Here is a 10,378-nt window from a genome sequence, read left to right as displayed (position 1 = left end):
CGTCGATGTGAGGGCGGTTTCACCTCGGTGAAACACTCGGAGGCCGCAGGGGAAACACCCGGAACGTAGCGTCGGTGCCAGGATGAGAGGAGCCCCGATGCCGCCGACGATCGAGATGACGACCACCTGGGAGCGCACGTGCGAGGTCGCGGACCTCGAGCCGGGATGGGGTGAGGTCGCGCTGCTCGGCACCCACCAGGTCGCGCTCGTTCGAATCACCGATGAGGAGGTGTATGCCGTGACCCACCACGACCCGCACACGGGTGCGCCCGTGATGGCCCGCGGAATCGTCGGCTCGCGCGGCGATCGGCCGACGATCGCCTCGCCGCTGCACAAGGAGGTCTACGACCTCGGGACGGGCGAGTGCTTCACCGACCCCGGCCTCGCCCTGCGCACCTATCGCACGCGCATCGTGGGCGGGATGATCGAGGTCGAGCTCGACCGATGACCCGGCCGCCGGCGCTCGTGGCCGCCTCGCACGGCACGTCGTCGCCCGAGGGCCGCACGGATGCCTCGCCGCCCGAGCCGCTCGTCGAGCTCGTGCTCGACCGCTACTTCGAGGCCGCCGCGCTCACGCGCGCTGCGTGAGCACGATCGGGTCGCCCTCGGTGATGGCGATCGTGTGCTCCGAGTGCGCACCACGGGAGCCGTCGGCGCTGCGCAGGGTCCATCCGTCGGCGTCGGTGAAGATGCGATCGGTCGTCTCGAGGAACCACGGCTCGATCGCGACGACGAGGCCCGCCTTCAGGGGCAGCCCACGGCCGGGACGCCCGTTGTTGGGGATGTGCGGGTCGCCGTGCATGGTGCGGCCGACGCCGTGGCCGCCGAAGTCGGTGTTGATGGCGTACCCCTCGGACTTCGCGACGTCGGCGATGGCCCGGGAGATGTCGCCGATGCGGTTGCCCACGCGCGCGGCGGCGATGCCGGCGTCGAGGGCGCGACGCGTGGTGTCGATGAGCCGCAGGTCTTCGGTGCGGGGAGTGCCGACGACCATCGAGATCGCCGAGTCGGCGACCCATCCGTCGACGGATGCCGCGAAGTCGAGGCTCAGCAGGTCGCCGTCGCGCAGCCGGTAGTCGTGGGGGAGGCCGTGCAGCACGGCGTCGTTGACCGAGGTGCAGATGACCTTGCCGAACGGGCTCGCGCCGAACGAGGGGTGGTAGTCGATGTAGCAGCTCTCGGCGCCGGCAGCGCGGATCATCTCGTGCGCGAGCGCATCGAGCTCGAGCAGGTTCACGCCGACGGCCGCGGCCTTCGACGTGGCCTCGAGCACGCTTGCCACGAAGCGGCCGGCGGGCCGCATCTGCTCGATCTCGGCCGGGGTCCTCAGTTCAATCACGCTCATCCTCTCCGCGTCTATTCTGTCGGCTCCGCCCTGAGTGAACACCCGGCGCACGTGGAGCGTCCGGAGTTACGCTGTGGGCATGCTGATCCGCCGCCTCTTCCGCCGTTGGCAGTACCTCGCCATCGTCGTGCTGCCGGTCTGGCTCGCCGTGGGCTGGGCGATCTTCGGCGGCGGCGGCTGGGGCACGCTCGGGCTCGTGTTCGCCGTGCCCATCGCCTTCGTCTCGCTCGGCGTGGTCGCGCTCCTGGTGAATGTCCGCCCGACCGTGCGCGAAGAGCGCGCGGTGTCGTGGATCGATGTCGGCGTGATCGGGGCGTGGCACGCCGCGATCATCGGCATCGGGTTCTACGGGGCATCCGCCACGACCTTCGGCGTGCTCGCCATCCTGCTCGCGATCGCCGCCTTCTGGGTCGCCATCTGGCAGCTCGTGGGCGACGGCGCGCGGCGGGTGCAGGCTTCGATGGCGGAGTTCGAACGGCTCGCCGCGCAGCAGCAGGTGCCCGGTTCGCGGGCGGATGCCGGGCCCGCACGCCGCTCGCCCGATGACGGCGATGACGACGTCATCATCGTGCACGAGGTGCGCGACTGAACTCATCCACGTGCTGAGCTCCGTGACATGACCTCCGCTTTGCCCGACAGGCGTCCGGCATGGCACAATAGAGGATTGTGCCGCCGCGAGTCTCTGCCTCCGGGGAGCATGCACAGTGCGAATGATCACGATCGATCGCACGGGCGGCACCAGACACTTCCATCCAGAGATCAGCGTTCGACCGGTTGCGGGCGCAGAGAGCGAACCATCATGCATATCCTCGACCACGTCGACGCCGCGAGCCTGAGGTCGGACATCCCCGACTTCCGCCCCGGCGACACCGTCAAGGTGCACGTCAACATCGTCGAAGGCTCGCGTTCGCGCATCCAGGTCTTCCAGGGCGTCGTCATCGGCCGTCAGGGCGAGGGCGTTCGCGAGACGTTCACGGTCCGCAAGGTCAGCTTCCAGGTCGGTGTCGAGCGCAAGTTCCCCGTGCACTCGCCGGTCATCGACCACATCGAGGTCGTCACCCGCGGTGACGTCCGTCGCGCGAAGCTCTACTACCTGCGCAAGCTCCGCGGCAAGAAGGCGAAGATCAAGGAGAAGCGCGACAGCTGATCCGACACACCCGGATCACCCGTCGAGCGAGACTCGACCCCGAGCTCTCCACCCCTAGACTGGGTGGGGAGCTCGGGCGGTTAAATGACACAAGACACAAGCACGCGAACAGATCGCGCGAGCTCGGAATCGGCACGTAGGAAACGAGGAATTCTCCTCTTCCTGCGAGACCTGCTCGTCATCTTCGTGGTGGCGGTACTGGTCTCGTTCCTCATCAAGACGTTCCTCATCAGGTCGTTCTTCATCCCATCGCAGTCGATGGAGGAGACGCTCGTGAAAGACGATCGCATCATCGTCAACCAGCTCGTTCCCGAGGTCACCCCGATCGAGCGCGGCGACGTCGTCGTGTTCAAAGATCCGGGCGGATGGCTCCCGGCACGAGTCGAGACGCCGCAGCCACCGCTCGTGGCCGCCGTCGACTGGTTCCTCGCCTTCGTCGGCCTCTCGGCACCCGACTCGAACGACCACCTCGTGAAACGGGTCATCGGCCTGCCCGGCGACCACATCGTCTGCTGCAACGCACTCGGCCAGATGAGCGTCAACGGCGTGCCGCTCGACGAACCGTACGTCGCGCTGCCGCCCGGCGAGAGCAAGGTCTCGCGCGACGACTTCGACGTCGTCGTGCGCGACGACTCGCTCTGGGTCATGGGCGACAACCGCTACAACTCGAAGGACTCGCGCTACAACACCGACACTCCGCTCGAGGGCTTCGTGCCGATCGACAATGTCGTCGGTCGTGCGTTCGTCGTCAGCTGGCCCGTCTCGCACTGGATCTGGCTCGACAACTACCCGCAGGTGTTCGACGGCGTCGCGGAGGGCAACGGGTGATGGTTCCGGTCCCTGTTCCCTCACTCCGCGCCGAGCGCGAGCTGTTCGACGGCGGGGCACCCATCGTGCTCGCCTGCGACGAGGTCGGTCGGGGCGCGCTCGCCGGACCGGTGAGCGTCGGACTCGTGCTCATCGACGCGAGCGTGCGGCGCATGCCCGCAGGGCTGCGCGACTCGAAGCTCATGAGCGAGCCGCGACGCGAGGCGATGGCGCCGAGGGCCACGGCGTGGGTGCGCGGCTGGGCGGTGGGCGAGGCATCCGCTGCCGAGATCGACGAACTCGGCATCATGGCGTGCCTGGGCCTCGCCGGTGCGAGGGCGTTCGCCGCACTCGCCGCCGCCGAACACGAGCTCGACGGTGCCCCGCTCATCCTCGATGGCAACTACGACTGGCTGAGCCGCTCGATCGAGCACCGCGCGCGCGTCGTGACTCGAATCAAGGCCGACCGCGACTGCGCCTCGGTCGCTGCGGCATCCGTGATCGCGAAGGTGCACCGCGACGGCGGCATGCGCCGTGCCCACGACGCAACGCCCCTCTACGCATGGAACGAGAACAAGGGCTATTCCAGTGCGGCCCATTTCGCGGCCATCGACGAGCACGGTCCGAGCGAGCTGCACCGCGCCACGTGGCTCCACGATCGCTCGGAGCCCGCGCCGGCGCTGTTCGAGCTCGGCGTAGGATGAACCACGATGGATGAAGACGAGTTCGAAGACTACGACCGAGAGGTCGAGCTTGCCCTGTACCGCGAGTACCGCGACATCGTGTCGCAGTTCAAGTACGTGGTCGAAACAGAACGGCGCTTCTACCTCGCCAATGAGGTGGAGCTCGTGCGCCGCGACACCGAGCACGACTTCTACTTCGAGCTGACCATGAAAGACGTCTGGGTCTGGGACGTCTACCGTGCCGACCGCTTCGTGAAGTCGGTGCGCGTGCTCACGTTCAAAGACGTGAACGTCGAAGAACTCGCGACTCGCGACTTCGAACTGCCGAAAGAGCTCGCGCTCGACGAGTAGCACTCGTCCTCCCCATCCGCCGTTCCCGGCGGATGTTCACCGCTGAGCCCGCACGCCACCGATGCCGTCGCCGCACCACGCCACGCTTGGCGCGGAGGTGGTGCGGATGGCGCACAATGCAGAACTCGGTCGGCGCGGCGAACAGCTCGCGGTCGACCATGTGGTCGGGCGCGGCATGGCGGTGCTCGACCGCAACTGGCGGTGCCGGCTCGGTGAGATCGACATCGTCGCGCGCGACGGTGCCGAGACGGTGTTCATCGAGGTGAAGACGCGCACGACGAGTGACTTCGGCCACCCGTTCGAGGCGATCACGCCGGTGAAGCTCGCGCGCATGCGGCGTCTCGCGATCGCCTGGTGCGAGGCGACGGATGCCCCGATCTCACGCATCCGCATCGACGCCGTCGCCGTGCTCGCCCCAACCGAGGCGCCGGCGCTCATCGAGCACCTCGAGGGCATCAGCTGATGGCCGTCGCTCGCACCCGCTCGGTCGCGCTGCTCGGGCTCACCGGCTCGGTCGTCGAGGTCGAGGCCGACCTCTCCGCGCAACTGCCGGGCTTCGTCATCATCGGCCTGCCCGATGCCGCCCTCGGCGAGGCGCGCGAACGCGTGCGGTCGGCCGCCGTCAACGCCGGCTGTCCGCTTCCGCAACGTAAGCTCACGGTCAACCTCTCGCCTGCGGCCCTTCCCAAGCACGGCTCCGGGTTCGACCTCGCGATCGCGCTCGCCTGCCTCGCAGCATCCGGTGAGGTCTCGATCGAGTCGATCGATCGCGTTGTGCACCTCGGCGAGCTCGGACTCGACGGCAGGCTGCGGCCGATCGACGGCATCCTGCCCGCGGTGCTCGCTGCAGTGCGCGCCGGGCACGACACCGTCATGGTGCCCGAGGCGAACGCCGCCGAAGCGGGCCTCGTGCCCGGCGTCGAGGTGATCGGCGTGTCGTCGCTCCTCGAGGCCGCGATCCGGCATGGCGGCGAATACGAGCAGCGCGTCGTCGACCCGGTGCCCATCGCGCCGCGCACCGACCTCGGCGAGCCTGCCACCGGCGGCGACCTCGCCGACGTCGCGGGCAACGACGAGGCGGTCGAGGCCCTCGTGGCGGCCGCCGCCGGCGGTCACCACCTCTACCTGCTCGGGCCCCCCGGGGCGGGCAAGACGATGCTCGCCTCCCGCCTTCCGGGCATCCTGCCCGACCTCGAGGCCGATGCCGCGCTCGAGGTCGCCTCGATCAAGTCGCTCTCCGGCCGCCACCTCGGCTCCGGCCTCTCGCACCGCCCGCCGTTCGAGTCACCGCACCACACGGCGAGTGCCGCCGCGATCGTGGGCGGTGGCAGCCGGCTCATTCGGCCGGGTGCCGCGGTTCGGGCGTCGCACGGGGTGCTGTTCCTCGACGAGGCGCCCGAGTTCCCGTCGACCGTGCTCGACGTGCTGCGGCAGCCCCTCGAGTCGGGCACGATCGACATCCACCGAGCCAGTGCCGTCGCTTCGTTCCCCGCGAAGTTCCAGCTCGTGATCGCGGCGAACCCGTGCCCGTGCGGACATCACGGAGTCAAGGAATCCAACTGCACCTGCACGCCGGTCATGCGCCGGCGCTATCTCGCACGCATCTCCGGTCCGCTCCTCGACCGCATCGACCTTCAGATCTGGGTTCCGCGCATCACCGCCGCCGGACTCCGGGTGGCCGCAGAGACGCCGGGGCTCTCGAGTGCCGAGGCCCGCGTCAAGGTCACGGAGGCTCGCGCGGTGGCCGGCGAGCGGCTCCGCGGAACGCCGTGGCGTACGAACGCCGAGATGCCCGGGCCGTGGCTGCGCGGTGCGGGTGGCCTGCATCCCGGAGGGCAGGCCACGCGCGAGCTCGACCGCTCGCTCGAGCGCGGCAGCGTGACCATGCGCGGCTACGACCGCGTGCTGAAGACCGCGTGGACGCTCGCCGACCTCGCGGGTGCCGTTTCGCCACGCGCCGAGCACGTCGGGCGCGCACTCTTCCTCAGGCAGGGGATCCCCGTATGAACGTCGTCGAACGGTCGGCAGCGCAATGGAGCCGCGAGTTCGCGGCCGTCCGTGCCGACACCGGGCCTCAGGTCGAGACGGTCGCACGGGCGGTGCTCGGCCATGTGGGCGAGCCCGGCGATGGCGTGCTCGGGCGCGCGATCGCGGCGATCGGCGCGGTTCGCACCGCCGAGGCCCTCATCGAACGCCGCTCGGCGGAGCAGCTGGCGGCTCTCGTCGCCGAGTCGGGTGACCCGTTCGACGAGCGCGAGGCCGCTGCCGGCCTCGAGCGCTGGCTGCCCCGCCTCGACCCGGCTGCGTTCGCTCGCACGCTCACCCAGGCGGCGCGGGTCGGTGCGCGGTTCATCGTGCCCGGCGATGCCAGCTGGCCGACCGGCGTCGACGACCTGGGAGCCCACGCGCCCATCGGCCTCTGGGTCCGCGGACACCTCGGGGTGCTGTCGAGTTCCTCCGCCCCGATCGCACTCGTCGGCGCGCGTGCCGCCACGGCCTACGGCGAGCACGTGGCCATGGAGGCCTCCGCCGGTCTCGTCGACCGCGGGTTCACGATCATCTCGGGCGGTGCCTACGGCATCGACGGCATGGCCCACCGCGCGGCGCTCGCGAGCGATGGGGCCACAGTGGCCTTCCTCGCCGGCGGCGTCGACCGGTTCTATCCGCTCGGACACGAGGCGCTGCTCTCGCGCATCGCCGCCACTGGTGCCGTCGCCTCCGAGCTGCCCTGCGGCGCGGCGCCCACCAAGTGGCGCTTCCTGCAGCGCAATCGCCTCATCGCCGCGGCAAGCGACGCGACGGTCGTGCTCGAGGCGGGCATCCGCTCGGGCTCACTCAACACCGCAGGCCACGCCGCCGCACTGGGCCGTCCGATCGGTGCGGTCCCAGGGCCGGTGACGAGTCCGGCGTCGCGCGGATGCCACCGGCTGCTGCGCGAGTTCGACGCCACCTGCGTCGTCGACGCCGAGCAGATGGCCGAACTCGTGGGCGGCGCTGTCCAGGCGAGTGCGCGCGGTGGTGAGCGTGCCGGCGCGGGCGCGCGCGGTGGTGCCGCGCCGGCGGTGGCGCGGGTCGTTTCGTCGGCGCTTGCGCCCGAGGCGTTGCGAGTCATCGACGCGCTCAGCACTCGCAGCCCCCGGACGTTGGCCGATGTGGCGCGCCGGGCCGGGATGTCGGTGCCCGAGCTGATGTCGGTGCTCGGCCCGCTCGAGGCAGACGGCGGGGCGGTGAGGCGGGCTGAGGGGTGGCTGCGTCCTCGCTCACGCTGACACGCCGGCCGACGCCGACGCCGGCACGCCCGCAGTATCGGGGGTACGCCTTAGGCTGACGTCGCGAGGGGGTGTGATCATGACGGCAGTGCAACTCGGCAGGTACCCGGCGGCGCGGCGCGTGATCGCGCACGTGAGCGACACGCACCTGCTCCACGGAGGTGCACCACTCGGCGGCGTGGCCGACACGGTCGACGCGCTCGAGCGATCCGCTGCGCAACTCGCTCGACTCGGGCACCGCCTCGATGCGGTCATCGTGACGGGTGACGTCGCCGACCTCGGCGAGCCCGATGCCTACCGCCTCGTGCGCACCGCGCTCGAACCCCTCGCCGAGGCGACCGGGGCGAGGCTCATCTGGGTGATGGGCAACCATGACGAACGGTCGGCCTTCCGCTCCGAACTCCTCGACGAGCCGCCGAGCGACGAGCCGGTGCACCACGTCGCCATGATCGAGGGGCTCCGCGTCATCGTCCTCGACACGAGCGTGGCCGGCTACCACCACGGGGCCGTCGATACGGCCGCGCTCGACTGGCTCGATGCCGCACTCGCCGAGGCGGCGCCCGAGGGCACGATCCTCGCCATGCATCACGCGCCGATCGCGAGTCCACTCGCCCTGATGGACATCCTCGAGCTTCGCGGCCAAGACGAGCTGGCCGGCGTCGTGCGCGGGCGAAACGTACGGTTGATCCTCGGCGGACACCTGCACTACGCGACGAACGGGTCCTTCGCCGGCGTCCCCGTCTCGGTCGCCGGCGCCACCGCCTACACGATGGACCTGTCGGCGCCTCCGCGCGAGCTCGTCGGTGTCGACGGCGGCCGCTCGTTCACACTCGTGCACCTCTTCGACGACGACATCACCACCTCGGTGGTGCCGGTCGGCCCCTTCCCGGTGGTCACGAGCTTCAGCGCCGATTTCCTCGCCGAGATCGAGACGCTCACCCCCGAACAGCGCCTCGAGCGGTTCTCGCGCAAGCCGCCTCAGCGCTGAGGTCCAGTCCGCCACGGGCGGGCGAGTCCGCAGGCTCACGTGCTCCGGTGGGTGCAGGCTGGAAGCGTGAGCCTCGACCGACTCCTCGACGACTATCTCGCGCACGTGCGCCTCGAGCGTGGCTACTCCGAGCACACGGTCGCCGCGTATGGGGGAGACCTCGCCGACCTGCTCACCTTCGCCGAGGAACGGGGCGGCGCAGAGCCCGAGGCGATCGATCTCCCCCTGCTCCGCGACTGGCTGTGGAGCGCCACCGAGCGAGGCCTCGCCCGTGCGAGCATCGCCCGCCGCGCGGCATCGGCACGGGGCTTCACCGCGTGGCTCGCACGCAGCGGACACCTCGCCAACGATCCGGGCGTGCGCCTCAAGGCGCCCCGCGCGCAACGGACGCTGCCACGGGTCGTGGCGGCCCCCGCGCTCGATGAAGCCCTCGCCGGCCTGCACGCGCGGGCCGCGGGCGGTGACCCTGTGGCGGTGCGGGACGCCGCCATCGCCGAGCTCCTCTATGCCTCGGCGCTTCGTGTGTCGGAACTCGTCGGCCTCGACCTCGGCGACGTCGATCGTCGACGGCGCACGGTGCGCGTCACCGGCAAGGGATCCAAGGAGCGCGTCGTGCCCTACGGTGCGCCGGCGGCCCGAGCGCTCGACCGCTATCTCGACGAGGCGCGCCCCGCGATGATCGCCGCAGCGCAGGCGGCCCAGGCGGCCCAGGCGGCCCGCCGCGAGACCGCCGCCGGCCCGTCTCCAATTGCGTCACCCCAGATCGACGCGGTCTTCCTTGGTTCACGTGGTGCCCGGATGGGAGTCCGCAGCGTGCACCGGTTCGTGGCGTCGCTGCTCGAGTCGATTCCAGGCACCGGGCCGAGCGGCCCGCACGCGCTCCGCCACAGTGCCGCGACGCACCTGCTCGACGGCGGCGCCGACCTGCGCGCGGTGCAGGAGTTCCTCGGCCACGCGAGTCTCGGCACCACGCAGATCTACACGCACGTCTCGGCCGAACGACTCAAGCAGAGCTACCGCACGGCGCATCCGCGCGCGTGACCCGCGATCGCTACCGCGAACGCGGTGCGCCGCGACTCACTCCGCAGTGGGGAGCAGCACCGCACGCGGCAAGCCGCCGAGGAAGAGGAACGGCGACACGTACTCGCCGTGCACGCGCACGCCGAAGTGGACACATCGCGCATCGCAGTGACCGCCGGCGGAAACCGTGCCGATCACATCTCCGGCGATCACCACCGTGCCGGCGGCCACGGCGGCAGAGACCGGCTCGATCGCGCTGACGACGCCGTCGCCGTGGTCGATCGCGACGACGCCCCGCCCCGCGACCGATCCCGCGAAGCTCACCACGCCCCCGTCGGGAGCGACGACTGCGGCACCCGGCTCCGCCGCGAGGTCGACGCCCCGGTGTCCCGCCGCATACGGCGTGGCCGGTGCGCGGAACGGCTCGATCACGCGGATGGGCGCGGGCACCGGCCAGTGCCACGGCAACGCGTACTCGAGCGGAGGCGAGGAGCGGGCCGGCTCGTCGATGCCGAGCGCGAGGGCTCCGGCCGCTGCCGGCGAGATCGACGCGAATGCGGCGAACGTCCCGACGACGAGCACAGATGCTGCAGCGATGCCGGCGCCGTTGCGTCGATGACGGGCTCGGGCGGCGGGGCCGGCGGGGCCGGCGATGTTCGGGGGAGTGGCGGTCATCCTGCGATGATCGGCGGCTCGCGGCATCCGTCGCCGACCCAGTCGCGCGATGTGCAGGAACGGCGCGCGGCTGCGGTTGGGGAGGACCGGTCC

At 70.8% G+C, this 10,378-nt stretch carries 14 protein-coding genes; 12 read left to right on the top strand and 2 right to left on the bottom strand.

All coding sequences use genetic code 11. The features are described 5' to 3' along the window. Positions 1 to 97: 97 nt before the first annotated feature. Together nirD and QFZ26_RS00965 are read left to right on the top strand one after the other, a co-directional pair. Positions 98 to 448 carry a nitrite reductase small subunit NirD gene (gene nirD, locus QFZ26_RS00970; RefSeq protein ID WP_307038620.1) on the top strand — a complete coding sequence of 117 codons (351 nt, stop codon included), beginning with the start codon at positions 98 to 100 and terminating at the stop codon, positions 446 to 448. Next, a complete protein-coding gene (locus QFZ26_RS00965; RefSeq protein ID WP_307038619.1) occupies positions 445 to 588 on the top strand; it encodes a hypothetical protein in 144 nt (47 codons plus the stop codon). The genes nirD and QFZ26_RS00965 overlap by 4 nt, the downstream gene beginning before the upstream one ends. On the opposite strand, the gene map is transcribed toward QFZ26_RS00965, so the two are convergent. Further along, positions 572 to 1,339 carry a type I methionyl aminopeptidase gene (gene map, locus QFZ26_RS00960; RefSeq protein WP_307038618.1) on the bottom strand — a complete coding sequence of 256 codons (768 nt, stop codon included), beginning with the start codon at positions 1,337 to 1,339 and terminating at the stop codon, positions 572 to 574. The two genes, QFZ26_RS00965 and map, sit on opposite strands and share 17 nt — an antisense overlap. A gap of 85 nt (positions 1,340 to 1,424) precedes the next feature. Here map and QFZ26_RS00955 point away from each other — a divergent pair, with 85 nt between their 5' ends. The 10 genes from QFZ26_RS00955 to QFZ26_RS00910 all read left to right on the top strand — a co-directional run bounded on the left by QFZ26_RS00955 (position 1,425) and on the right by QFZ26_RS00910 (position 9,631). Beyond that, positions 1,425 to 1,934 (top strand): hypothetical protein, encoded by a 510-nt coding sequence (locus QFZ26_RS00955; protein WP_307038617.1) that lies wholly within the window; start codon positions 1,425 to 1,427, stop codon positions 1,932 to 1,934. Positions 1,935 to 2,144: 210 nt separating this feature from the next. Continuing rightward, a complete protein-coding gene (gene rplS / locus QFZ26_RS00950; protein WP_307038616.1) occupies positions 2,145 to 2,492 on the top strand; it encodes a 50S ribosomal protein L19 in 348 nt (115 codons plus the stop codon). 84 nt (positions 2,493 to 2,576) lie between these two features. After that, the gene (lepB, locus tag QFZ26_RS00945) at positions 2,577 to 3,320 is read left to right on the top strand and encodes a signal peptidase I (RefSeq protein ID WP_307038615.1); all 744 of its coding nucleotides are present in this window, start codon (positions 2,577 to 2,579) and stop codon (positions 3,318 to 3,320) included. After that, the gene (locus QFZ26_RS00940; protein ID WP_307038614.1) at positions 3,320 to 4,003 is read left to right on the top strand and encodes a ribonuclease HII; all 684 of its coding nucleotides are present in this window, start codon (positions 3,320 to 3,322) and stop codon (positions 4,001 to 4,003) included. Before lepB ends, QFZ26_RS00940 begins: the two co-directional genes overlap by 1 nt. A gap of 6 nt (positions 4,004 to 4,009) precedes the next feature. Beyond that, entirely contained in the window at positions 4,010 to 4,333 is a 324-nt protein-coding gene (locus QFZ26_RS00935) for a DUF2469 family protein (protein WP_307038613.1), read from the top strand. A gap of 106 nt (positions 4,334 to 4,439) precedes the next feature. After that, positions 4,440 to 4,796 (top strand): YraN family protein, encoded by a 357-nt coding sequence (locus QFZ26_RS00930; protein WP_307038612.1) that lies wholly within the window; start codon positions 4,440 to 4,442, stop codon positions 4,794 to 4,796. Next, the gene (locus tag QFZ26_RS00925; protein ID WP_307038611.1) at positions 4,796 to 6,340 is read left to right on the top strand and encodes a YifB family Mg chelatase-like AAA ATPase; all 1,545 of its coding nucleotides are present in this window, start codon (positions 4,796 to 4,798) and stop codon (positions 6,338 to 6,340) included. The genes QFZ26_RS00930 and QFZ26_RS00925 overlap by 1 nt, the downstream gene beginning before the upstream one ends. Beyond that, the gene (gene dprA, locus QFZ26_RS00920) at positions 6,337 to 7,602 is read left to right on the top strand and encodes a DNA-processing protein DprA (RefSeq protein ID WP_307038610.1); all 1,266 of its coding nucleotides are present in this window, start codon (positions 6,337 to 6,339) and stop codon (positions 7,600 to 7,602) included. The genes QFZ26_RS00925 and dprA overlap by 4 nt, the downstream gene beginning before the upstream one ends. Positions 7,603 to 7,681: 79 nt before the next feature. Beyond that, the gene (locus QFZ26_RS00915; RefSeq protein ID WP_307038609.1) at positions 7,682 to 8,590 is read left to right on the top strand and encodes a phosphodiesterase; all 909 of its coding nucleotides are present in this window, start codon (positions 7,682 to 7,684) and stop codon (positions 8,588 to 8,590) included. A 66-nt stretch (positions 8,591 to 8,656) separates the two neighbouring features. Beyond that, complete coding sequence (locus QFZ26_RS00910; RefSeq protein WP_307038608.1) at positions 8,657 to 9,631, top strand: tyrosine-type recombinase/integrase; 975 nt, start codon at positions 8,657 to 8,659, stop codon at positions 9,629 to 9,631. A 36-nt stretch (positions 9,632 to 9,667) separates the two neighbouring features. Here QFZ26_RS00910 and QFZ26_RS00905 read toward each other — a convergent pair whose 3' ends face one another. Next, the gene (locus tag QFZ26_RS00905) at positions 9,668 to 10,285 is read right to left on the bottom strand and encodes a M23 family metallopeptidase (protein ID WP_307038607.1); all 618 of its coding nucleotides are present in this window, start codon (positions 10,283 to 10,285) and stop codon (positions 9,668 to 9,670) included. Positions 10,286 to 10,378: the final 93 nt, after the last annotated feature.

Source organism: Agromyces ramosus (assembly GCF_030817175.1).
GTDB lineage: Bacteria > Actinomycetota > Actinomycetes > Actinomycetales > Microbacteriaceae > Agromyces > Agromyces ramosus_A.
This window is presented reverse-complemented; position numbering and strand designations above follow the sequence as displayed.